Annotated in this window: 19 protein-coding genes; 9 read left to right on the plus strand and 10 right to left on the minus strand. The window is 59.5% G+C overall.

From position 1 onward, the window contains the following. Positions 1-511: 511 nt before the first annotated feature. The 3 genes from ARCT_RS0117470 to ARCT_RS0117480 all read right to left on the minus strand — a co-directional run bounded on the left by ARCT_RS0117470 (position 512) and on the right by ARCT_RS0117480 (position 4,935). Positions 512-1,237, minus strand: a complete 726-nt coding sequence (locus ARCT_RS0117470; protein WP_027241220.1) for an NAD(P)-binding domain-containing protein — start codon at positions 1,235-1,237, stop codon at positions 512-514. 1 nt (position 1,238) lies between these two features. Next, positions 1,239-3,284: an NADH:flavin oxidoreductase gene (locus ARCT_RS0117475; protein ID WP_027241221.1), complete on the minus strand. Its 2,046-nt coding sequence runs from the start codon at positions 3,282-3,284 to the stop codon at positions 1,239-1,241. 88 nt (positions 3,285-3,372) lie between these two features. Beyond that, the gene (locus tag ARCT_RS0117480; protein ID WP_027241222.1) at positions 3,373-4,935 is read right to left on the minus strand and encodes a trimethylamine methyltransferase family protein; all 1,563 of its coding nucleotides are present in this window, start codon (positions 4,933-4,935) and stop codon (positions 3,373-3,375) included. A 104-nt stretch (positions 4,936-5,039) separates the two neighbouring features. Here ARCT_RS0117480 and ARCT_RS0117485 point away from each other — a divergent pair, with 104 nt between their 5' ends. Further along, complete coding sequence (locus tag ARCT_RS0117485) at positions 5,040-5,681, plus strand: TetR/AcrR family transcriptional regulator (RefSeq protein WP_027241223.1); 642 nt, start codon at positions 5,040-5,042, stop codon at positions 5,679-5,681. On the opposite strand, the gene ARCT_RS0117490 is transcribed toward ARCT_RS0117485, so the two are convergent. Continuing rightward, positions 5,668-6,543, minus strand: coding sequence for a LysR family transcriptional regulator (locus ARCT_RS0117490; RefSeq protein ID WP_027241224.1), 876 nt, complete (start codon positions 6,541-6,543; stop codon positions 5,668-5,670). The genes ARCT_RS0117485 and ARCT_RS0117490 overlap by 14 nt on opposite strands. A 96-nt stretch (positions 6,544-6,639) precedes the next feature. Here ARCT_RS0117490 and ARCT_RS0117495 point away from each other — a divergent pair, with 96 nt between their 5' ends. Next, complete coding sequence (locus ARCT_RS0117495) at positions 6,640-6,921, plus strand: DUF1330 domain-containing protein (protein ID WP_027241225.1); 282 nt, start codon at positions 6,640-6,642, stop codon at positions 6,919-6,921. 318 nt (positions 6,922-7,239) lie between these two features. On the opposite strand, the gene fdhF is transcribed toward ARCT_RS0117495, so the two are convergent. The 4 genes from fdhF to ARCT_RS28085 form a co-directional block, all read right to left on the minus strand. Beyond that, positions 7,240-10,014 carry a formate dehydrogenase subunit alpha gene (fdhF, locus tag ARCT_RS0117500; RefSeq protein ID WP_027241226.1) on the minus strand — a complete coding sequence of 925 codons (2,775 nt, stop codon included), beginning with the start codon at positions 10,012-10,014 and terminating at the stop codon, positions 7,240-7,242. 3 nt (positions 10,015-10,017) lie between these two features. Beyond that, positions 10,018-11,706, minus strand: coding sequence for an NAD(P)H-dependent oxidoreductase subunit E (locus tag ARCT_RS0117505; protein ID WP_027241227.1), 1,689 nt, complete (start codon positions 11,704-11,706; stop codon positions 10,018-10,020). A gap of 97 nt (positions 11,707-11,803) precedes the next feature. Next, positions 11,804-12,703, minus strand: a complete 900-nt coding sequence (locus ARCT_RS0117510) for a LysR family transcriptional regulator (RefSeq protein ID WP_027241228.1) — start codon at positions 12,701-12,703, stop codon at positions 11,804-11,806. A 300-nt stretch (positions 12,704-13,003) separates the two neighbouring features. Beyond that, complete coding sequence (locus tag ARCT_RS28085) at positions 13,004-13,360, minus strand: hypothetical protein (protein WP_154665389.1); 357 nt, start codon at positions 13,358-13,360, stop codon at positions 13,004-13,006. Positions 13,361-13,363: 3 nt separating this feature from the next. On the opposite strand from ARCT_RS28085, the gene ARCT_RS0117515 reads away from it, so the two are divergent. From ARCT_RS0117515 to ARCT_RS0117535, 5 genes are all read left to right on the plus strand, one after another. Beyond that, the gene (locus ARCT_RS0117515) at positions 13,364-13,933 is read left to right on the plus strand and encodes a hypothetical protein (RefSeq protein ID WP_027241229.1); all 570 of its coding nucleotides are present in this window, start codon (positions 13,364-13,366) and stop codon (positions 13,931-13,933) included. A 49-nt stretch (positions 13,934-13,982) separates the two neighbouring features. Continuing rightward, positions 13,983-15,827, plus strand: a complete 1,845-nt coding sequence (locus ARCT_RS0117520) for a methyl-accepting chemotaxis protein (RefSeq protein ID WP_027241230.1) — start codon at positions 13,983-13,985, stop codon at positions 15,825-15,827. Between the two features lie 248 nt (positions 15,828-16,075). Beyond that, entirely contained in the window at positions 16,076-16,765 is a 690-nt protein-coding gene (locus tag ARCT_RS0117525; RefSeq protein ID WP_027241231.1) for a DsbA family oxidoreductase, read from the plus strand. A 41-nt stretch (positions 16,766-16,806) separates the two neighbouring features. Then, entirely contained in the window at positions 16,807-17,004 is a 198-nt protein-coding gene (locus ARCT_RS0117530) for an SDR family oxidoreductase (protein ID WP_322786447.1), read from the plus strand. 200 nt (positions 17,005-17,204) lie between these two features. Beyond that, positions 17,205-17,594, plus strand: coding sequence for a hypothetical protein (locus ARCT_RS0117535; protein ID WP_027241233.1), 390 nt, complete (start codon positions 17,205-17,207; stop codon positions 17,592-17,594). Here the strand turns inward: ARCT_RS0117535 and ARCT_RS0117540 are convergent. Together ARCT_RS0117540 and uvrB are read right to left on the minus strand one after the other, a co-directional pair. Then, positions 17,584-18,081, minus strand: a complete 498-nt coding sequence (locus ARCT_RS0117540) for a YdcF family protein (protein ID WP_027241234.1) — start codon at positions 18,079-18,081, stop codon at positions 17,584-17,586. The two genes, ARCT_RS0117535 and ARCT_RS0117540, sit on opposite strands and share 11 nt — an antisense overlap. A 177-nt stretch (positions 18,082-18,258) precedes the next feature. Continuing rightward, positions 18,259-20,481 carry an excinuclease ABC subunit UvrB gene (gene uvrB / locus ARCT_RS0117545; protein ID WP_027241235.1) on the minus strand — a complete coding sequence of 741 codons (2,223 nt, stop codon included), beginning with the start codon at positions 20,479-20,481 and terminating at the stop codon, positions 18,259-18,261. Positions 20,482-20,669: 188 nt separating this feature from the next. Here uvrB and ARCT_RS0117550 point away from each other — a divergent pair, with 188 nt between their 5' ends. Then, entirely contained in the window at positions 20,670-20,981 is a 312-nt protein-coding gene (locus tag ARCT_RS0117550; RefSeq protein WP_027241236.1) for an ETC complex I subunit, read from the plus strand. Between the two features lie 15 nt (positions 20,982-20,996). Next, complete coding sequence (locus ARCT_RS0117555) at positions 20,997-21,470, plus strand: GNAT family N-acetyltransferase (protein ID WP_027241237.1); 474 nt, start codon at positions 20,997-20,999, stop codon at positions 21,468-21,470. The last annotated feature ends 183 nt before the right edge of the window (positions 21,471-21,653 follow it).

Here is a 21,653-nt window from a genome sequence, read left to right on the forward strand (position 1 = left end):
AGAGCAACACCCAAAGGCCAAAAACAAGACCACCGCGCCAATTCCTTAGCGCAACCGCCTCATCACACCCCTCAGATGCCCCGGTCTCTCCCGAGCGTCACAACCGTCTCTCCGGCCCGTCCGGCCGCCGAAGCAACCCACCAAACCGCGTCGCCGCTGCCGGTAGAGGGGGTTCTAAGTATAACCCGCAGGACCCGCAACCCAAAAACCAATCAAATCACAACTTTCTGCAAAAGAAATGTGAAAATCAAACAATAACAATATCTTACATGTAAAATTCCCGGCAAGCAAACCCCAAAAAACAGACCCGACACCCCTGCCCCAAACCACAAACACCCCAAACCGGCACTTACCCACAACATTACCCACAGACTCACAACAAGGAATCAAATTCCAGACACACAAAACAACGCAAAAACACAAAACAGACGATGAATGCATGGCTGGCGCCGCCCACATAGAACGGCTGGGCAGCCAAATGCGGGGCATTTGCATCGCCTAGAGAACAGGGTCAGCCCTCCAGAGCGTCCAGACCGGCGACAAGATCTTTGTCCATGCCTGCCTCCTCCATATGTTGGCGCAGGCGTTGATTGTAGCCGCCAGGAGTATTCAGGGCTTCGAGTAAATCATCAGCAGAGCTGCCTGCCAGTGCGCTGGAAATCAGCATCCGCAAAAAGGCCTCTCCCTGGGCCGGGTCCGATACACGCTGCCCCAGCCAGTTGGCCGCCTCAGCCGTGAGCCGCGCCACAGGCGACAGGACAGCCTGAGCACAAAGATAGGCGTCCAGCTCGCCTGCGTCGCGCAGCATGAACAGGGTGTTTTGTGGCGCAAAGATCTGTTCCAGCAGCTCACCATCGCCCAGCGCCATAATGGCAGATCCCCCCTGCGCAATACCAGGAAAGGGCATCATCACCGCCGCGGCCTGGGCCGGGGCGACCAGCCCGGCGACCTGATCCAGGTCAGCACCTGCCATAAAGGAGACCACCCGCAGATCACCAGGGAAGGTCAGCGCCGCAAGAATGGCAGGGGCGGCCTGCACCATCAGGCCGAGGAAAACCACCTCGCTGTGATCCAGGATCTCTTGCAGCCCGGCGATCTGCACTTCTGGGATTGCCGCCGCGAGGGCCTCTGCGCGCGTCTTGCTGCGGGCACTGATGCGGATTTCATGACCGTGCCCGGCCAATCCACGCACAACAGCAGAGGCAATGGTGCCGGTGCCGATAAACCCGAGACGCATGTCAGATATCCTTTAGCAGGCGCAGGGCGTCATAGATGGCCGCATGGGTATTGCGCGCCGCCACAGCATCGCCGATGCGAAACAGCTGAAAGCCGCCTTCGGGGTTGCTGTTGACGCCCTGCGGGCGCCCTTCGATCAAGGCGCTTTGGTCCACTTCTCCCCGGTTGGACGACAGCTCTTTGAGGTCAAAATACAGCTCGTCCAGCGGTAGGGTGCCGTAGTTCACCACCACCTGATCATACTGGGCTTTGGTTGTGTGGCTACTGTAGTCGGTGCCAATGGTTGCTGTCAGCTGGTTACCGCTGGGCGTGACCGCAAGCAGCCGCCGGGTGACGGTAAAACGCACATCCTTGTCTTGCAACGCCCGCATATAGGGCACCAGGTTCATCGCCATGATATCAGGTGCAAAGGTGCGATCCGGGGTCATCACCTCTACCTTGGCACCGGCATTGGCGGCCACCTCTGCCGCCATCAGCCCCGGGTGATCACCGCTTTCGTCATAGATCAGTACATTTTCGCCCGGCTTCACATCGCCCGAGATGATGTCCCAGCTGGTCACCACATTGGCGGCCTCTTCGCGGGTTTCATGCAACATGCTATTGGGCATGCCGCCAGTGGCGACAATCACCACATCGGGATCAAGCGCCGTGACATCTGCGGCCTCGGCCCAGGTGTTGAAGCGGAACTCCACATCGCGCGCCGCACATTGCGCCATGCGCCAGTCGATGATCGAGATCATCTCGGCGCGGCGCGGGTTCTGCACCGTCAGGCGGATCTGGCCACCAGGATCGGGCTGTGCCTCAAACACTGTCACCGTATGACCGCGCTCTGCCGCCACCCGCGCTGCCTCCAGCCCGCCGGGGCCGGCACCGATGACCACGACGTTCTTTTTCACCGGCGCGGGTGGGATATCATGGGGCATGGTCATTTCGCGCCCGGTCGCCGGGTTGTGAATGCACAGGGCCTCGCCGGCCTGATAGATCCGGTCCAGACAATAGGTGGCGCCAACGCAGGGGCGGATGTCATCCTCGCGGCCTTCGATGATTTTGCGCACCACATGCGGATCCGCCATATGCGCCCGCGTCATCCCCACCATATCAAGCAACCCAGCCGAGACCGCGTGGCGCGCCGTGGCCACATCGGGGATCTTGGAGGCATGGAACACCGGCATACCCGTGGCGGCGCGCACCGATCCGGCAAAATCCAGATGCGGCGCATTCTTCATCCCCTGCACCGGGATCATATCGGTCATCGCCGGATCGGTATGGATACGCCCGCGGTTGACGTTGAGAAAATCCACCTGGCCGGTCTGTTTCAGGATCTTGGCAATCTCCACGCCCATTTCGGGGGTGATGCCGCCTTCGTGGGCCTCATCCGGGGCAAAGCGCACCCCAAGCACAAACTCCTGCCCCACCCGCGCACGCACGGCGGCAATGATATCGGTGGTGAGCCGCATCCGGTCCTCCAGATGTGCCCGGCCATAGGGGCCGTCCAGGTCATTGGTCAGCGGCGAGATGAACTGATCCAGCAGATGGCCATGGGTCATGATCTCAACCCCGTCCATACCACCGGCCTGCATCCGCTCTGCCGCATCGGCAAAATCGGAAATGATACGGGAGATATCCCAGTCTTCCGCCAATTTTGGGAAGGCATGATGGGCCGGCTCGCGGTGGCGGGTCGAGGACACCGCCGGCAGCCAGTCGCCCTTGTTCCAATGGGTGCGCCGCCCCAGGTGAGTGAGCTGGATCATCACCGCTGCGCCATGGTCATGGATCTGATCGGTCATATTGCGGATCCACGGCACCACTTCGTCCTTGTAGGCGAGGATATTGTTGAACACCGGCGGGCTGTTGCGCGACACCGCCGCCGAGCCCGCCGTCATGGTCAGCGCCACTCCGGCCTTGGCCCGTTCAGCGTGATAGGCCGCGTAGCGCTGTTTTGGCATGCCCTCTTCGGGATAGGCAGGTTCATGGCTGGTGGTCATGATCCGATTGCGCAGGGTCAGGTGTTTCAGAGTGTAGGGCTGCAAAAGCGGGTCGTTGGACATCGGGTCTTCTTTCCTCGGGAGGGCCTAGGGGTGGTAACAGTGAACCGGCACCCGGTGGATAAGTACACCCCCGGATACGAAAACAGGGTCAATACCAGGCGTCTGGCATTGCGGTTTTGGTTTTGGAGATGAACTCCTGCAGCGCCTCATCGGTGCCAGGATCCATATAGGGAGCTTGATAACTGGCCAGCTGTGCCTTCCAGCGGCTGTTGGCGCGGGTGGCAGCATCAATGCCGCCCTGCTCATCCCAGGTTTCCCAGGGCTGCTGGTCATCCAGGGCACTGTCCCAATAGGCGCTCTGATAGTGGCGCAGGGTATGCTGGGTGGCAAACAGGTGCTGCCCCGGCCCGCCTTCGGCCAGCGCCTCAAATCCCAGAGTATCCTCGTTCACCTCAAAGCCTTTGAGGTAGGCGTGCAGCGCGCCGCAAAGATCCGCATCCAGCATGAATTTCTCGTAGGACATCGACAACAGCCCATCCAGGAACCCTGCCGAATGCAGGATGAAATTGGCCCCACATTGGACCGCAGACATCATCGACATCATCGCCTGCTGCATCGCCTGCCCATCCGGCAGTTTCGAAGTCGAAAAGTTGCCCGCACAGCGCAGCGGCAGCCGCAACCGACGCGCCAATTGCCCCATGGCAAGCGAGCCCAACGCGGGCTCCGGCGTGCCAAAGGTGGGCGAACCTGTGCGCAGCGACATAGAGCTGATGAAAGAGCCCAGCACCGCAGGTGATCCGGGGCGCACCAACTGGGTAATGGCGCAGGACACCATGCTTTCTGCCAGACATTGCGCCACCGACCCGGCAGTGGTCAGCGGCGACACCGCGCCGCCCAGCAGAAACGGCAGATGGATCGACCCCTGCCCCGCCGCCGCATAGGCACGGATACCCCGCGTCGTCACCCCGTCCATCACCAACGGAGAGGTGGTATTGAAGTTGCCCATGATCACGCAGTTCTGGTCGACAAAATCGGCGCCAAACAGAATGCGGCACATCTCGATACTGTCCTCGGCCCGTTCGGGCGCGGTGATCGACCCCAGAAAGGCGCGATCGGAATAGCGCATATGGGCGTAGACCATATCGAGATGGCGCTTGTTCACCGCCACATCCGTCGGCTCGCAGATAGTGCCCCCCGAGTGGTGCAGGTTGGGGCTCATCTGTGCCAGTTTAACGAAATTCTCAAAATCCGCGATGGTGCCATAGCGCCGCCCCCTATCGAGATCCATCACAAAGGGCGATCCATAGGAGGGGGCAAAGACCATGGCGTCGCCGCCGATTTCAACCGTGTTGGCGGGATTGCGCGCCACCTGTGTAAACCGCGCGGGCGCCGTGGACAGGATCTGGCGGATCATCCCCGGCTCGAACTTCAAATTCCAGCTCTCGGCGGTCAGGTCTGTGACCTGGGCCCCGGCGGCACGAAACAGCGCCACCACCTCCGGGTCGTCGCGAAACTCGATGCCAATCTCCGCCATGATCCGCTCTGCCGTGGCCTCGATCCGCTCCAGGCTTTCCTCAGACAGGATATCATAGGTCGGGATGTTGCGGGTGATGAAGGCGGTCTTCAAATAGGCATTCTGACCCGGCTCGGCAGAGCGGCCTTCGCCGCGACGGGACCGGCGTCCCCGTGTTTTTAACTGCGCGTCACTCATGACTTTGGTCTCCCGGAAAAATGTCTCTCGACACATGTGTCGATTACATGGTCATATCTGTCAACTCCATTGCGACAAAGCTATGTCGGTGCTAGGACATTGGCATGAATATTCAGAACCCTTCCCGCCCGCCGACCTCGGAAGAGGCCTGGCTCACGGCCGCCTATGACGAGCTGACCAACAATGGTGTGGAGGCGGTGAAGATCATGACGCTTGCCAAACGGCTTGGGGTCTCGCGCACCAGCTTTTACTGGCACTTCAAGGATCGTGAAGCGCTGCTGGAGGCGATGATCCGGCACTGGGAAGACAAGAACACCGGCAATCTGGTTGCCCGAACTGAGGCCTATGCGGCCAATGTCTCGGAGGCGATCTTCAACCTGTTTGACTGCTGGCTGGATGTGGAGCTGTTTGATTCAGCTCTGGATCTGGCGATACGCAACTGGGCCCGCAACGACGCCGCACTGCAATTGCGACTGAATCAGGCGGATGCCCGCCGTGAGGCGGCGATGACGGCAATGCTGCAGCGGTTTGGCTATAGTTTAGACACTGCCCTGGTGCGGGCGCGGACCATGATCTACACCCAGATCGGCTATATCTCGATGCAAATCCAACAGCCTGAAGACCGCCGGATGGCGCGGATGCCCGACTATATCGAAGTCTTCACCGGCCAACGCCCGGCGCAGGTGGATATTGACCGCTTTATGGCGCGTCACCAGACCAAAGATATGCCAGCTACAACTGAGTGAAATCAGCCCGACAGGCACGAAAGAACCGCTTCAAAGCTGCTTTCAAGGTCCGGACCTTGGCTGATTGCAGCAGGTCCTGATGGCTCAGCACCCAGATCGGGGCATAGTCCTGTGGCGCCAGCCCCTGCAAAGGCTGCAACTCCGGATCACTCCGCCCCAGATAGACCGGCATGCGCGCCACCCCCATACCGGCCTTGGCCGCTGCGATCAGCGAGGTCATATCGTCAAACCGCGCCCGGATCCGATAGTTCGGATAGAGCGCCAGCGCCGCCCTGGGCGGGGCCTCCTGCTCACTGTAGATCACCCAATCCAGAACGGCTTGTGGATCCGATTTGGCCTGCGCAATGGTTTCAGGCAGGGCAAAACAGGTGGTTTTCTGATCCGCCAGATGTAACCCCACCAGACTATCCCCTGGCGATTTGCTGATACGGATCGCCAGGTCAGCCTCGCGGCGGGTCAGGTCCAGCACGTCATTGGTGGCGCGAACCGTCAGCTCGATTCCGGGGTTATCCCGGCAAAACTCCGCCAGAAAAGGCGCCAGATGGGTCTGGATCAACAGTTGCGGCGCGGTGAGCGTCAGGGGACCACAAAGCCCCTGGTCCCGCCCCGACAACCGGCGCAGTGCCGCCTGCTCCTGCTGTTCCATCCGGGCGGCGGCCCTGGCCAGATCTTTGGCTTCAGGACTGGCCAGATAGCCTTCGGGGCGGCGCTCAAACAAGGGGCGTCCCAGCATATCCTCGGCGCGCTGAACCCGGCGCGCCACGGTGGTGTAGCTCACCGAAAGCGCCTCGGCGGCCCCGGCCAGTGTTCCGGCGCGTACCAGCGCCAGGATCGTGCGCATGTCATCCCAATTGATCTGCATATCATGCGTTTTTGCATGAATGACACGCAAATGCATGTGTTTTCTTGCGCCCCCCTCTCCCCCATCTGTTTGCCATAACTTTGGAAAGGACAAATCATGGCATATGTATATGTGAACCTGGTACTGGAAGACCCCGAAACCATGGCAGCCTACCGTGAAAAAGCCGGGGCAGCCTTGCAAAAGCACGGAGCCAAACCCCTGGTTTCCACCCCCAACCAGACCGTCATCGAGGGCAGCCGCGACAAAACCGGCATTGGGGTGATTTTGCAATTCCCGGACGTTGCGGCAGCCAAGGCCTGGATCAATGACCCTGACTTGCAGGAAACCCATGCCCTGCGCCGCGCCGCTGGTCAGTCCGCCATCACACTGTTGGCTTGACCCCAAAAGCGCGCGCTCCCGCCCGTCGGGCGCAGGGGCAAAGCCCCGCCCCCTCCCGTTGGGCCCAGCGCCGGGCTCTGCCCGGCGAAGAAAAGAAAATGTGCTGAGATGCGATTGAGGGGCAAAACTGCCCCTCAATGCGCCTGATCAATTTTAAGATCTGGAGCTCTACCCTCAAGGACAAGCCGCGCAACGCGCGGGCCCTACCGGGCTCCTTGACCGCAGATCTCCACAGTGGGCACAGAAGGTACGGCCAAAAGAAAGGGCACGACATCCAAGATGTCGCGCCCAATTCTATGTGGTGCAGGAAAACGCCCGCTATTGTGCTGCGATCTGGCCTTCGACCTTTTCGATTCTCACCGCCGCAAATTTGAACTCCGGGATCTTTCCGTAGGGGTCCAGCGCCGGGTTGGTGAGGATATTGGCTGCCGCCTCGACATAGGCGAAGGGAACAAAAACCATATCCTCGGCGATGGCGCGATCTGCACGGGCCATGATCTCAATCGAGCCACGACGCGTTGACAGCAGGACCATTTCCCCAGGCTCCACCCCCAGAGCGCGCAGCGTTTTGGGATGCAGCGAGCAGTTTGCTTCGGGTTCGACCGCGTCCAGCACCAGCGAGCGCCGGGTCATCGAGCCGGTATGCCAATGCTCCAGCTGCCGCCCTGTGGTCATGATCATCGGATACTCCGCATCCGGGGCCTCATCCGGGGCAATCACGCTGGCTGGCGTGAACCGCGCCCGCCCGTCAACCCGGGGGAAACCATCGCCAAAGACAATCGCCTGACCAGGGTCGGTCGCATGCAGCGACGGATAGGTGATGGTCTCGGTCTCCAGACGCTCCCAGGTGATATTGTCGAGCGACTTCATGTTGAGCTTCATCTCGGCAAAGACTTCGGACACATCGTCGTAGGCCCAGGGCAGGCCAATGCGCTGTGCCAGCTCAACGGTGACTTTCCAATCCTCGCGCGCCTCCCCCGGAGGCGCCACGGCGGGACGGACCCGCTGCACCTGACGGTTGGTGTTGGAGACGGTGCCGTTCTTTTCATAAAGCGCCGAGGCTGGCAGGATGATATCGGCAAAGTTTGCCGTTTCCGTCAGGAAGATATCCTGCACGATCATCAGCTCCAGTTTGGCAAAAGCCTCGCGGGCGTGATCGGCATCAGGGTCGGACATGGCCGGGTTTTCACCCTGGATATACATGCCCTTGATGTTGCCCGCATAGGCCTGATCAACGATCTCGGTCACGGTGAGGCCCTTCTCATTCGAGAAATCGCCACCGCCCCAGACATCGGTAAAGCTTTTGCGGATGCCGTCATCCGTGACCGACTGATAGTCCGGCAGGAACATCGGGATCAGCCCCGCATCAGAGGCGCCCTGCACGTTGTTCTGCCCCCGCAGCGGGTGCAGACCAGCGCCCGGTTTGCCGACGTTGCCGGTCATCAGCGCCAGGCTGATCAGGCAGCGTGAATTGTCGGTTCCGTGGATATGCTGGGAAACCCCCATGCCCCAGAAAATCATGCCCGCATTCGCCTGCGCAAAAAGACGCGCGGTGCGGCGCAGCTGTTCTGGCGCGATGCCGCAGATCTCGGACATCTTTTCCGGGGTGAAGTCTTTCAGGTGGGCCTTCTCGGCCTCCCAGTTTTCAGTACGCAGCTTGATGTAGTCGGCATCGTAGAGCTCTTCTTCGACGATGACATGCATGATTGCGTTCAACATCGACACATCCGCACCAGGGCGGAATTGCAGCATCTCGGTCGCGTAGCGACGCATGCCGACGCCGCGCGGATCCATCACAATCAGCTTGCCACCACGTTTGGTGAACTGTTTGAAATAGGTCGCCGCGACCGGGTGGTTCTCGATCGGGTTGGAGCCGATGATGATGGCCACATCGGCGTTTTCAATCTCGTTGAAGGTCGCAGTCACCGCGCCTGAACCAACGTTTTCGATCAGCGCCGTAACTGACGAGGCATGGCAGAGCCGGGTACAGTGGTCGACGTTGTTGTGCTTGAAGCCCTGGCGGATGAACTTCTGGAAGAGATAGGCCTCTTCGTTGGTACATTTGGCCGAGCCAAACCCGGCAACCGATTTGGGGTCTTCGTCGCGCAGGGCTTTCAGGCGGGTGCCTGCCAACTCCATGGCTTCATCCCAGCTGGCTTCGCGGAAATGGGTCGCCAGATCACCGGGATCGACGTTCAGCCCCTTGGCGGGGGCATCATCGCGGCGGATCAGCGGTTTGGTCAGGCGGTGCGGGTGGTGAATGTAGTCAAAGCCAAAGCGGCCTTTGACACAGAGCCGCCCCTCATTGGCGGGACCGTTGATGCCCTCCACATGTTTGACCTTGCCATCCTTGACCTTGAGGCTGACCTTGCAGCCCACACCACAGAAGGGGCAGACGCTTTCGGTCGCGGAATCATAGTCCTGCAGGTCGCCAACACCCTGATCATCCAGCACGGCGGCGGGCATCAGCGCCCCTGTGGGGCAGGCCTGCACACATTCACCGCAGGCCACGCAGGACGAGCCGCCCATGGGATCCGCGATATCAAAGGTTGGATAGGCGTCATGGCCACGGCCGGCCATGCCGATCACGTCATTGACCTGAACTTCGCGGCAGGCTCGCACACAAAGCCCGCAGGAAATACAGGCGTCCAGGTTGACGCTCATCGCCACATGGCTGTCGTCAAGCAGCGGAATCCGGCCCTCTTCCAGCTTGGGGAAGCGCGACTCGGAAACCCCGTTGAGCGCCGCCATATCCCACAGATGCGAGGACTTGTCATGCGCCTCTTCCTGCTTGGGCTGGTCCGCGACAAGCAGCTCCATCACCATTTTGCGGGCGCTGGTCGCGCGGGCGTTATTGGTGGTGACCACCATGCCTGCGCTGGGTTCGCGAATGCAGGACGCAGCCAATGTGCGCTCGCCCTCGATCTCGACCATGCAGGCCCGACAGTTCCCGTCAGGGCGATAGCCCGGTTGTGGCTTGTGGCACAGATGCGGAATTTTCAAACCCCGGCCATTGGCGACTTCCCAGATGGTCAGGCCGACCTCGGCGGTGACCTGTTCGCCATCAAGGGTAAAGGTTATTTGCTCAGACATGGCTCAGACCTCCTCGGGGAAGTGTTTGATGGTCAGACGGATGGGATTCGGGGCAGCCTGGCCCAGACCGCAGATCGAGGTATCAACCATCGCGGCGCTGAGCTCTTCCAGCAGGCCCTGGTCCCATTTCTTTTCGCCCATCAGTTTGACGGCTTTTTCGCAGCCTACCCGGCAGGGGGTGCACTGGCCGCAGCTTTCGTCTTCAAAGAAGCGCAGCATGTTCAGCGCCGCATCGCGGGCAGAATCCTGATCTGACAGAACCACAACAGCGGCGGAGCCAATGAAGGTGCCATGGGGCTGCAGGGTATCAAAATCCAAGGGCACATCATGCATGGAAGCAGGCAACAGACCCGAAGAGGGGCCACCTGGCTGATAGGCCTTAAAGGCGTGTCCGTCGAGCACGCCGCCACAGGCCGCAATGATATCCGTGATCGTGGAGCCCGCTGGCAGCAGATGTACGCCCGGGTTCTTGACCCGACCGGATACCGAATAGCTGCGCAGTCCCTTGCGGCCGTTCTTTTCAACCGAATTCAGGCACTCGGGGCCTTCGCGGTTGATCTTGCAGACCCAGTACAGGGTCTCGACGTTATGCACGAGCGTTGGCCGGCCAAAGATACCCACCTGCGCCACAAAGGGCGGGCGATGACGTGGCTCGCCGCGTTTGCCCTCAATGGACTCGATCATGGCGCTCTCTTCGCCGCAGATATAGGCCCCCGCACCACGGCGCAGATCAATGTAGCCGGGCTCGACAAGGCCTGCCTGTTCCAGCGCCTTGATCTCGGTTGCCAGGATCGCCAGCACCGCCGGATATTCGTCGCGCATGTAGATAAAGGCTTTTTCCGCCTCGACCGCCCAGGCCGCCATCAGCATGCCTTCAAGGAAGACATGTGGGGTGCGCTCCAGATAGTAGCGGTCCTTGAAGGTGCCCGGCTCGCCCTCGTCACCGTTGACCGCCAGATAGCGGGGGCCTGCATTGGCGCGCACAAAGCCCCATTTGGTGCCCGAGGGGAACCCCGCGCCGCCAAGGCCACGCAGGCCGGCCTCTTTGATCTTGGCCTGAACCGCTTCCCAATCCCCGTTGGCACGCAGGTCTTTCAGCACCGCATAGCCGCCTTCGGCCTCGTAGGCTGCAAAGGTTTCATATGCGGGGACATGCGCGTGGGTATCATCTGCTGCAATTGCGGCCTGCACCTTTTCGACGGTGGCGTGGTCGATGTGGTTATGGCCGATTTCCAGCACTGGCGCGGTGTCGCAACGGCCCATGCAGGGGGCGCGCAGCACACGTACCTGTGATGTATCCAGCCCGTCTGCCAGTGCCTTTTGCAGCTGCTGGGCGCCGGCCAGTTCGCAGGACAGGGAATCGCAGACCCGGATGGTCAGCGCGGGCGGAGGTGTCTCGCCTTCCTTGACCACATCAAAATGGGCATAGAACGAGGCCACCTCGTAGATCTCTGCCTGGCCAGTGCGCATCTCTTCCGCAAGCGCACGGATATGCGCAGCGCTGAGATGGCCATAGGCATCCTGAATCAGGTGCAAAAACTCGATCAACAAGTCCCGGTCACGGGGCCGATCACCGATAAGTGCCAGAACCTCGCTATGTGCCTGATCATCCAGCTGGCGGCCCTTGGGGGTTTTGCGCCCCTTGCCTTTGCCGGATTTCCAGACGCCCTTGCTATTGTCCAATGGTGCCACGCTGACCTCCAAAAATTCGCACGTGCCTTTTCTCGGCAGATGTCATCAGGAAATCATATCGTCAAATTGAATGTGTGGAATGCGCAATAACGAAAGCTTATTGCACAAAGGCGGCAACAACGCGGCGCAAAGAGGCAACTGTGGTCAGCTCCGGCGTGCGCTGCAGACAGGCAAGACAGATCGGACGGGCCTGGGTTTCCATGTCACCAGCCTCCACCAGGTCAAGCGCACGGGTGCCGGTGATCTCGCCCAAAGCCTCCGCCAGGGCGCGCGGCAAAATGGTGGCCACCGCGCCTTGGCGCGCCATGATGATCGCCGACATAAAGCCACTGGATTCGGACATCACTTCGGGCTTGACCGCCAGACCCGCAAAGATACGGTCAAGAATACGTCGGTTCTGCATCCCCGGTTCCAGCAGGCTGAGCGGCAGAGCGGCGGCGGCCTGCCAGCTGATGCTATCGCCCAGATGCGCCACCATGGCCTCCGGGGCCAGCAGCACATAGCTTTCTTCATACAGATGGGTGATTGTGACCAATCCCGGTGGCACGCTGTCGCTATAGGTCACACCCGCGTCGATGGTGCCATCCAGGATCCGCTGCTGGATCGCCATGGAGGTGGTGACATCAATATGGACCAAGACACGTGGATGCACCTCGTGCAAGCGGTTCACCACTTGGGCCGCAAAAGCGGTTGCTGTGGGCACCACTCCCATCATCAGAGTTCCGGTCACTTGCCCCCGCGAGGCTGCCACCTCTTGCTCCAGCGCCTTGGCGTCGTCCAAAATCCCGCGCGCCCGGCGCACGATCATCTCGCCTTCACTGGTCAGCCCCTGGAACCGATTGCCCCGCCGTACAATCGAAAGTCCCAGCTTTTCCTCCAGGTTGCGAATGCGCATGGAGAAGGCCGGCTGCGACATGCCGCAGTCTTTGGCCGCCTTGGCAAAATGCTTGTGCCGGGCAAGAGCCGTCAACAACTGTAAATCTCTGAGTTCTATCATCCTGTGACCATAGGGCCGAGACCCGACCAGACGCAATCAGAGTACGATGTCTTGCACGCTGATCAGAGAGATTGGACAGGTAGGATCGTCGGGTGGGATGGGCAGGCAGGGTGGTCACTGGATGGGCAGGCAGGATGGCCGGCCCCCTGGCCTGGCCACACAGATAGCCTGACCACACAGGTTTTCTTATCCGTGCCACAAGCCGCATTTTGGTAAAACCGTTCAAGACAGGCTCAAACGGTCGCGGGTGTTCAAACCGATTCTGCCCTTTCTAGGGTTTCTCAATCAAGAAACACCCCCCTAAGATGTATGTATTTTTTGGCAAAGTCCCCAATTTCGGGTGCAAGAACAGTGCAAAGTACAAAGAAATGTCTCTAATTTTTGTGCAAATACCGCACCTCGCCACAGCATAACAGCGCCAAAAAACGCGCTCCATGCGGCAACAAAACAACGCAAAATCAAATGCTTAAAACTTTGTCGCCATATTAAATCTTGGGAAAAGGCAGCTTTCATAAAAGACCATTCCTGCACGAGGGCCATGCCTCTTGCCCCTTCCAGACCTGCCCAGCCCGCCCTGCCTTGATCAGTTAAGACCTCGGTAAGCCACAAACCATACTCTTTAACGACCCTTTCTGGACGAACAATGCTGAGGAGCATCCAATGCGTACTCTTATGGTTTCATCTTTTTTTGCCCTAATAGCCCTGCCCGCTGTTGCTACTGACTATCAGGTGGCGATGGACAACTATCTTGAAACCAATATCCGCAGCTGGGCTCAAAACCCGGTGCTGGTCGAGGCTATATCCAGCCAAAACCAGGAAACAAATGGATTGGGTCAAGCCGATGTCGACGCCCTGGACACCCAATGGCGCGCTGAAGTTGGCACCGATGGATCAGCTTTGATCAACGACGTGCTGAACAATGACGCTGCAGAGTTCCTGCGTGCTCAGGTTGAAGCCTCAGGCGGCCGGATCACCGAGGTCTTTGTCATGGATGCACAGGGTCTGAATGTCGCCGCCTCCAGCGCTACATCTGACATGTGGCAGGGTGACGAAGCCAAATTTCAGATGACCTATAGCGTTGGCTCGGATGCCGTCCATTTTGGCGAAGTTGAATTGGATGAATCCAGCCGCCGATATCAAGCCCAGATTTCCCTGACCATCGTTGATGCGGAAACTGGTGCCGCAATTGGTGCGATGACCGTCGGCGTCGACGCTGACTCCCTAATGTAAAGTCTCACCAGCAAACAGCTTAGCGAATGTTATTTATGAAGGTAAAAAAATGAAAGCCCGCATACCCTCGATCCCTCTATTCAAAGGCATGTCAGTCTTCATGAAGTGCTGTTTGCTGATTGCCGCGACCACTCTGGTGGTATCTGGCGCTCTAATGGTCAGGACCGACGCCACCTTTAAGGCCGCCGTCGAAAAGGGTGTACATACCCTTGGCAATGGCGTCACCATAACAGTGGCCGCCCGCAGCGGTGGCTCAATTCGCTTTGGCGACGCTGATCGCCTCTCGGCGGATATCGCCAACATCCTGGAACTCTCCGACGGGCGTGCCATGTTTGGTGCAGCCATAAACAGCAAGGGCAAAGCCATCGCCTCCGCAGGCGAAGCCAGTGAAGCAGATATCGAAACGCTGACCCTTTTGGGCATTGCCTCTGCGGAATCCGGTCAGTTGGAAGTCAGCCCGGACGGTTTCTTTATCGCGGCACCTGCCATGGCTGGGGCCAATGCTGACGTACTTGTTGGGTCCATTGCAATGATCTGGTCCCCCGAACGCGCCTTTGCCGAGGCTGCCCCCGGTCAGACAATGACGCATATCTTTGCAGGCACCGCCTTTGTCATCATGTGTCTGCTCTCTGTTATTGCCCTGCGCAGAATCCTGTCGCAACCGCTGAAAACTGTCGGCGCGACCATCGATGTGATTGCGGATGGCGATTATACGCAACCGGTTCCGCTGCTGGACCGACGTGACGAAATGGGCGCCATCGCCCGCACCATCGACAATTTGAAGACCCAGCTCACGGCGGCACAGGCGGTTGAAGAAGAACGCCAGAAAGCTCAGGAAGCTCAGAAACATGTGGTAGAGCGGCTGAACCAGGCCCTGCAAAGCATGTCGGAAGGTGATCTTACCAAAGCCATCAATACGCCATTCGAGGGCGAATACGAAAGCCTGCGCACCAACTATAACACCACGTTGTCTACATTGGTCGGGATTATGAATGCGGTTGTGGAAAGCACCACCCGGATCCGCGCCAGTGCAGAAGAGATCAGCCAATCCTCCAGCGATCTGTCGCAACGGACCGAAAGCCAAGCGGCCACTCTGGAAGAAACCGCCGCCGCGATGGAACAGCTCACCGTGAGCGTGAAATCCGCAGCAGAGGGGGCAAAACAGGTCGAAGTCATCGTTGAGAAAGCCCAGAGCGGCGCCAAGCAAAGCGGTCAGGTTGTAACCGATGCGGTCAATGCAATGTCCGAGATCGAAACCTCTTCGAACCAGATTTCGCAGATCATCTCGGTGATTGACGACATCTCCTTCCAGACCAATCTTCTGGCGCTGAATGCCGGGGTTGAAGCCGCCCGGGCAGGCGAAGCCGGACGTGGGTTTGCGGTGGTTGCCTCCGAGGTTCGTGCTCTGGCGCAGCGGTCTTCTGATGCGGCACAGGAAATCAAGCAATTGATCTCCGAAAGCTCGCAGCATGTTGCCAAAGGTGTGGATCTGGTCGGCAAGGCCGGCAGCGAATTGGAAAGCATCATCAGTCGCGTTGGCACCATCTCCAACCATGTGGCCGAGATCGCCCAGGGCGCCAGCGAACAGTCCACCACACTGCTTGAGATCAACACCGGCGTTTCGCAACTGGATCACGTGACCCAGCACAATGCTGCCATGGTCGAAGAAAGCACCGCTGCCAGCCAGATCCTGCGCAACGATGCAAGTGAGCTGGCCAAACAGGTTGCGGTCTTCAAGACCGGCGAAAACCGGGCTGTCACTCCCCTGCGGTCGGCCTCTCCGGCTCCTGCTCCGGCAGCACATAGCCAGTTCCACGAACCCGAGGATGATTTCTTCGCCGAAGACACCTCCTCATCAGCGCTGCCAGCGGCTGTCGGCTGGGACGATTTCTAGCCCGATCACAATAGCCCATCTACAAAACCGCGCAGGCCCCGGCCCGCGCGGTTTTTATTTGGAAAAACACAGCGACAACTTTCAAATTGCAGTGATCCCGCGCGCCTCCTATGGAACTTCGCCCCCTCGCGGCATATCTTGGCCGCACAAAACAACGCCCGCCAGTCGCCGCAAAATGCCAAGGGCATTGCCTCACAACAAAGGCGCCCCAAAGCTGACCTTCGGCAGCCGCACAAAAGGATCCCCGCATGAACACGCAAGACAGCGCATCGGCACACCCAACAGCCCAAAGCCCCACCCCGCTGCGTATCGACGTGGTTTCAGACGTGATGTGCCCCTGGTGCATCATTGGCTATCGCCAGCTTGCTTCAGCGCTGCAGGCCACCGACACAGACTATGAGCTGCACTGGCACCCCTTTGAGCTGAACCCCGACATGCCCGCCGAGGGTCAGAACCTGCGGGAACATCTCGCCGAGAAATACGGCGCCACCCCCGCGCAATCCGAGCAGAACCGCGCCCAGATTACCAAACTGGGCGATGATCTGGGATTTGACTTCCAGTTTGTTCCCGAGATGCGGATGCACAATACCTTTAACGCCCACCAACTGCTGCACTGGGCCGAGACCCAAAACCGCAAGCATGATTTGAAACAGGCGCTGTTCTCCGCCCATTTCACCCACCAGCGCGATCTGTCGGACGTCTCTGTGCTGGCCGATATTGCCGCAGAGATCGGGTTGGACCGGGACCAAGCCCTGGCCGTGCTGCAGGATCAGCGTTTTGCAGCCCCTGTGCGGGAGGTGCAGAATTTCTGGCGTAGCCAGGACATTAACGGCGTGCCTGCAGTGATTTTTGATCAGAAACATCTGGTCAGCGGCGCCCAGGGTATCGAGAACTTCACCCATATTCTAAAGCAACTGGCCGAAATGCGTCAGGCCTGATCCCGCCCCCCTGCATCTCGGCCCCAAGTGGCGCCCAAAACCTGCGTATGAACGACATCCTGCCCGGCTTTGTCGACTGCCTGCCCGAGACCAAAAAGCGCCGGTCACCCATGCCGATGGGCCGCTATGGCCGCACCGAAGAGATCCGCTCGTTGATTTTCTGGCTGGCCTCCGAGCAGGGCAGCTTTATGACGGCTCAGAATCTGCGCCTGGATGGCGGATTGACGCGGGGGGCCTGACAAAGGCGGCCTGACAGGGGCCGTCTGGCGGGGGCCGTCTGGCAGGGGCTCTCTGGTAGGACTGGGGGCGCAGCCCTGTCCCGACATCTGATCTGCCAAAAAAAGGGCCAGCGTGTCGCAGCCTTTGGCATCAAGTTTCGCTTGTTCTGGGCGGTGGTTTCCTCAAACATATGCGCCATATTTGACTGGAGGATTTTGGGATGAAACTTGCACAAACGCTACTTGGAGCCGTTGCGGCGCTGGCTCTTTCCGCTCCCCTGGCGATGGCCGATGACCTGTTGGCCGATTATGTGGCCTTTATCGGGCGCGATGACCTGCATAATTCCAAAGGTGCGCGGCTGAGCGAGCCCTGGCAGATCCTGCGCCAGGACCGGGCCAACTATCACCGCTTTGGCATTTCGCAGCCCGGCGATGAGTGGGATCCGATTTTCAAGGACAAAAGCAATCGCGCCGTGATGGAACGTATGATCCAGCACGGGTCTATCTCTGCTTCAGCCGGGCGGGACATCGTTCGCGGCGGTGTCATGGTGCGGGTCCAGGTCTATGACGGCGGCAAACACGACTACGTGCGCGTCACCGTTACCCGCTAGGCTGTCCCCGGTCTGAACCGCGCAGGCGCCACAGATAGTAGATCAGCGCCGGAATTTCTCGCAGCCAGGATTTCACCACTCTGCGCCCTGCAGTCCCCGACATTGCAGGGCAAGCGACCTGCGCCCCAAAGCCAAAATGGCGCGCCGTCAGCAGCGCCCGCCATTTGTGATAGCCATCGGTCACAATCAAGATCTCCGGCTGGTCCAGATCAGCCAGTATAGGGCGAATATTGCCCAGGTTTTCCAAGGTGGTATGAGACTGATCTTCCAGCAGGATTGCAGCATCAGGCACCCCTTCTTCACGACAAATCCGCCGCATGACTTCTGCCTCGCGCGGCGGGAACCGCCCCAGTCCGCCACAGCAAATTACATGGGTGACCCGTCCCTGCCGGAACATCTCGACGGCATGCAACGCCCGTCGCCGCAGAGTTGGAGAGGGGGTGCCATCACTTTGCACAGCAGCCCCGAGGATTACCGCAACGGTCATGCGCGTCCCTTCACCTTGCTTTTTCCTTTCGGGCTTTGTCGCTCCCAGGCCTACAATACGGGGCCTACAATACGGGATCCACAGTACAGGGGCCCACAGTACAGGGGCCCACAGTACAGGCAGCGCCTGACCTTCCCACCGGAAAACCACCCCGCAATAATACCCTGCAAAATACCGTCAGGAGAACTTCTTTTGCGACTTGCCCCGATAGGCCCGCGTGCCCGCCTTGCCCGCGCTGGAGCGACCGCGTGTTTTCACTGCCGCCTCAGAAGCCTTCTCCACCGCATACTGCCGCGCCATTGGATCGTCCGACACGACCAGATCCACCGCCTCCAGCCGCTTCACCTCGTCGCGCAGGCGGGCGGCTTCTTCGAATTCCAGATTTTCGGCAGCCTTGCGCATCTCGTCGCGCAGCCCTGCCAGATGGGCTTCAAGGTTGGCGCCATGCATCGGCTTGTCGATGCTGGCGGTGACGCGGTTCATGTCGACATCGCCCTGATACAGCCCCGCCAGAACATCCTCGACGTTCTTTTTCACGGTGGCCGGTGTGATGCCGTGTTCCAGATTATAGGCGACCTGCTTTTCACGGCGCCGATTGGTCTCGCTCAGGGCGCGCTCCATCGAGCCGGTGATCCTATCGGCATACATGATAACGCGACCTTCGGCGTTGCGCGCGGCGCGGCCAATGGTCTGCACCAGTGAGGTCTCGGAGCGCAGGAAGCCTTCTTTATCGGCGTCCAGAATAGCCACAAGACCGCATTCGGGAATATCCAGCCCCTCGCGTAGCAGGTTGATGCCAATCAGCACGTCAAACGCGCCAAGACGCAAGTCGCGCAGGATTTCGATCCGCTCCAGCGTGTCGATATCCGAATGCATATAGCGCACCTTGATGCCCTGTTCGTGCAGATATTCGGTCAGATCCTCGGCCATGCGTTTGGTCAGCGTGGTGACCAGCGTGCGCATGCCGTTCTCAGTCACCTTGCGGACTTCATCCAGCAGGTCATCCACCTGCATCTTGACCGGGCGGATCTCGATCTCTGGCTCCAGCAGGCCGGTGGGGCGGATCACCTGCTCGGTGAAGACACCGCCCGCCTGCTCCATTTCCCAGGACGCAGGCGTTGCCGAGACAAAGACCGATTGCGGCCGCATCGCGTCCCATTCCTCAAACTTGAGCGGCCGGTTGTCCATGCAGGAGGGCAGCCGAAAGCCATGTTCCGCCAGGGTGGATTTACGCCGAAAGTCGCCTTTGTACATGCCGCCAATCTGCGGCACCGAGACATGGCTTTCATCGGCAAAGACAATGGCATTGTCGGGGATGAACTCAAACAGGGTTGGCGGTGGCTCACCCGGGCCACGGCCGGTCAGATAGCGCGAGTAGTTTTCGATACCGTTGCAATGGCCGGTGGCCTCCAGCATCTCGATATCAAAGTTGCAGCGCTGTTCCAGGCGCTGTGCCTCCAGCAGTTTGCCCTCACCGTTGAATTGATCCAGCCGCCGCTTCAGCTCTTCCTTGATCGAAATAACCGCCTGATTAAGTGTTGGTTTTGGCGTCACATAGTGAGAGTTCGCATAGACGCGGATCTGTTCAAAGGCCCCGGTCCGCTCACCTGTTAGCGGGTCAAACTCGGTGATTGCCTCCAGCTCCTCGCCAAAGAAGGACAGTTTCCAGGCGCGATCCTCCAGGTGGGCGGGAAAGATCTCCAGCGTGTCGCCCCGCACCCGGAATGACCCGCGCTGGAAGGCCTGATCGTTGCGTTTGTACTGCTGCGCCACCAGATCCGCCATCACCTGGCGCTGGTCGTATTCCTCACCGACCTTCAGATCCTGGGTCATCGCCGAATAGGTCTCAACCGAGCCGATCCCGTAGATACAGCTGACCGAGGCGATGATGATGACATCGTCACGTTCCAAGAGGGCACGGGTGGCCGAATGGCGCATCCGGTCGATCTGTTCGTTGATCTGGCTTTCTTTCTCGATGAAGGTATCCGAGCGCGCCACATAGGCCTCGGGCTGGTAGTAGTCGTAGAAGGAGACAAAGTATTCCACCGCGTTGTCGGGAAAGAAGCCTTTGAATTCGCCATAGAGCTGCGCCGCCAGGGTCTTGTTCGGGGCCAGAATGATCGCCGGGCGCTGGGTCTCTTCGATGACCTTGGCCATGGTAAAGGTTTTGCCGGTGCCGGTGGCCCCCAGCAGCACCTGATTGCGCTCGCCCTCCTTTACCCCGGCGCTAAGCTCCGCAATTGCGGTGGGCTGGTCCCCGGCTGGCGAGAACTCAGTCTGCATGACAAAGGCCTTGCCCCCTTCCAGCTTGGGGCGCTGGACGGCATCCCGTTCCACCATATGCACAGACTGCTGATCTGGCATTCTGGCTTCGGATTTGTCTGAATGGGCGTAGGGCATCCGGCTCTCCTGTGAGTCGCGCTGATTTTGATCTGTTTTTGTTCTTGTTCAAGGGGCATTTGTTGCAATTTCGGGCGCGGGCCTGTTGCTGCGGTGCAAAACCTGTTGAATGCACGGGATTTGTCACCTTGTGGCAAAGGTCAATTGGGCGCATAAATGCGCCACGTCGAGTCACCAGGAGAGCCCATATGCGAGCGCGGATTTACCGGCCAGCCCGAAACGCCATGACATCCGGAATGGCCAAGACCCGCAAATGGGTATTGGACTACGCCCAGGCAAGTGCACGCGAAGTCGATCCTCTGATGGGCTGGACCTCTTCCTCTGATACGCAAAGCCAGGTCCGCCTGCGGTTTGACAGCAAAGAGGCCGCGCTGGAATATGCTCAGGACCACGGCATTGACGCCGAAGTGATCGAGCCAAAGGCGCGCAAGGCCAATATCCGCAACGGGGGCTATGGTGAAAACTTCGCCACCAACCGGCGCGTTCCCTGGACCCACTGACGGACCCCCGATCGGATGGAAATCCGTAAAACAGACCCAACGCTTCCTTCGCTGCGCTCTTTGATTGAGGGCAGTCAAAGCCATGGCGCAGCTGCAACCTCTGCAGAAAGCGACCATACCTTAGGTGTCGCAGAGCTAAGCCACCCGGCGGTACAGTTCTTTGCAGCCTTTGAGGATGAAACAGCCCTGGGCTGTGGTGCTTTCAAAGCGCTGCGGGATGGTACGGCAGAGGTGAAATCTGTTTTTGTCAGCAAAGCCGCACGGGGCCGCGGTTTGGCACAACGGCTGATGGATCATCTGGCAAGCCAGGCTGCAGAGGCAGGGTTTTCTGCGCTGGTGCTTGAGACAGGATCGTCGCTATGCCCGGAATATGACGCCGCCCGTGCCCTATATGAACGCCTGGGCTACGCCTATTGCCCGCCGATTGAAGGGTATAGCGCAGACCCGATGAGCGCCTTTATGCGGATTTCCCTTCCTGTCAAAACCTAACCGCGAATTCGGCAGGCAATCCGGGGCCTGTGGCGGTGCAACAGACATACGCAGAGGCCCCGCAAAGCGTTTCGCGACTTGTGTTGGATACCGTCGCAGGTGGCATAGGTAAACGCGGATCGTTGCTCAGCGGGGCGAGCGCTTGGAATCTCTGCCTCTTTGGCCAAAGCCCCCCCACGCATG

This window comes from Pseudophaeobacter arcticus DSM 23566, assembly GCF_000473205.1.
GTDB lineage: Bacteria > Pseudomonadota > Alphaproteobacteria > Rhodobacterales > Rhodobacteraceae > Pseudophaeobacter > Pseudophaeobacter arcticus.

What these genes read in the sequence shown, in the direction of transcription:
- ARCT_RS0117470 (WP_027241220.1), bottom strand. Translation starts at nt 1,237, where the DNA reads ATGCGTCTCGGGTTTATCGGCACCGGCACCATTGCCTCTGCTGTTGTG.
- ARCT_RS0117475 (WP_027241221.1), bottom strand. Translation starts at nt 3,284, where the DNA reads ATGTCCAACGACCCGCTTTTGCAGCCCTACACTCTGAAACACCTGACC.
- ARCT_RS0117480 (WP_027241222.1), bottom strand. Translation starts at nt 4,935, where the DNA reads ATGAGTGACGCGCAGTTAAAAACACGGGGACGCCGGTCCCGTCGCGGC.
- ARCT_RS0117485 (WP_027241223.1), top strand. Translation starts at nt 5,040, where the DNA reads ATGAATATTCAGAACCCTTCCCGCCCGCCGACCTCGGAAGAGGCCTGG.
- ARCT_RS0117490 (WP_027241224.1), bottom strand. Translation starts at nt 6,543, where the DNA reads ATGCAGATCAATTGGGATGACATGCGCACGATCCTGGCGCTGGTACGC.
- ARCT_RS0117495 (WP_027241225.1), top strand. Translation starts at nt 6,640, where the DNA reads ATGGCATATGTATATGTGAACCTGGTACTGGAAGACCCCGAAACCATG.
- fdhF (WP_027241226.1), bottom strand. Translation starts at nt 10,014, where the DNA reads ATGTCTGAGCAAATAACCTTTACCCTTGATGGCGAACAGGTCACCGCC.
- ARCT_RS0117510 (WP_027241228.1), bottom strand. Translation starts at nt 12,703, where the DNA reads ATGATAGAACTCAGAGATTTACAGTTGTTGACGGCTCTTGCCCGGCAC.
- ARCT_RS28085 (WP_154665389.1), bottom strand. Translation starts at nt 13,360, where the DNA reads ATGCTCCTCAGCATTGTTCGTCCAGAAAGGGTCGTTAAAGAGTATGGT.
- ARCT_RS0117515 (WP_027241229.1), top strand. Translation starts at nt 13,364, where the DNA reads ATGCGTACTCTTATGGTTTCATCTTTTTTTGCCCTAATAGCCCTGCCC.
- ARCT_RS0117520 (WP_027241230.1), top strand. Translation starts at nt 13,983, where the DNA reads ATGAAAGCCCGCATACCCTCGATCCCTCTATTCAAAGGCATGTCAGTC.
- ARCT_RS0117525 (WP_027241231.1), top strand. Translation starts at nt 16,076, where the DNA reads ATGAACACGCAAGACAGCGCATCGGCACACCCAACAGCCCAAAGCCCC.
- ARCT_RS0117535 (WP_027241233.1), top strand. Translation starts at nt 17,205, where the DNA reads ATGAAACTTGCACAAACGCTACTTGGAGCCGTTGCGGCGCTGGCTCTT.
- ARCT_RS0117540 (WP_027241234.1), bottom strand. Translation starts at nt 18,081, where the DNA reads ATGACCGTTGCGGTAATCCTCGGGGCTGCTGTGCAAAGTGATGGCACC.
- uvrB (WP_027241235.1), bottom strand. Translation starts at nt 20,481, where the DNA reads ATGCCCTACGCCCATTCAGACAAATCCGAAGCCAGAATGCCAGATCAG.
- ARCT_RS0117550 (WP_027241236.1), top strand. Translation starts at nt 20,670, where the DNA reads ATGCGAGCGCGGATTTACCGGCCAGCCCGAAACGCCATGACATCCGGA.
- ARCT_RS0117555 (WP_027241237.1), top strand. Translation starts at nt 20,997, where the DNA reads ATGGAAATCCGTAAAACAGACCCAACGCTTCCTTCGCTGCGCTCTTTG.